The organism is Grimontia celer, assembly GCF_900055185.1.
GTDB classification, from domain to species: Bacteria; Pseudomonadota; Gammaproteobacteria; order Enterobacterales; family Vibrionaceae; genus Enterovibrio; species Enterovibrio celer.
The window spans coordinates 1-507 of the sequence record NZ_FIZX01000104.1 but is presented as its reverse complement, the minus strand read 5'-3'; the positions used below and the strand labels follow the sequence as shown (position 1 = coordinate 507).

Sequence of the window (507 nt, the reverse complement as noted above, 5' to 3'; positions counted from 1 at the left end):
ACCTTGCCTTAAAGGCCCAAAATATCGTAACAGGTCTAAAGAAATCGTTCACAGATACCAAAGATTTACAACAAACCAACCCCAATAGCTATGTGCAAGTTCATTACTACTTCAAAGATGAAAACGGCGCTAGGAATTGGTATAAAAAGGTTTATATTTCTTCTCTAGGTACTAATCAATCAGCAAAGCAAACAACCACAAAAATGAGCGATGATTTGTTAACAGAGGTGGAAGTGTTGTCTGAGTCCACATCGGTTAACCTTTCAACTCAGTGGGGTGTTTACAACAATACTTTTGATATTGCTAGTATTAACAATTTTAATAGCAGCATCCGTCCGGGGTGTACATTCACAGAGAAAATCATTATTAAAGATGATAAATTTGATAATGTACTATCTAACATTGCCTACGATGGTAATATACATAACTTAGTAAATTGTCAATCTCTGGATCTAACAAATAAAATAGTCTCTAGAACTACTTCAACTTGGAAATATAACAAGAGTA

1 pseudogene is annotated in these 507 nt (G+C 34.3%); it reads left to right on the top strand.

The features are described 5' to 3' along the window. Positions 1 to 507: pseudogene (locus GCE9029_RS26685) on the top strand (hypothetical protein); the annotation flags it as partial.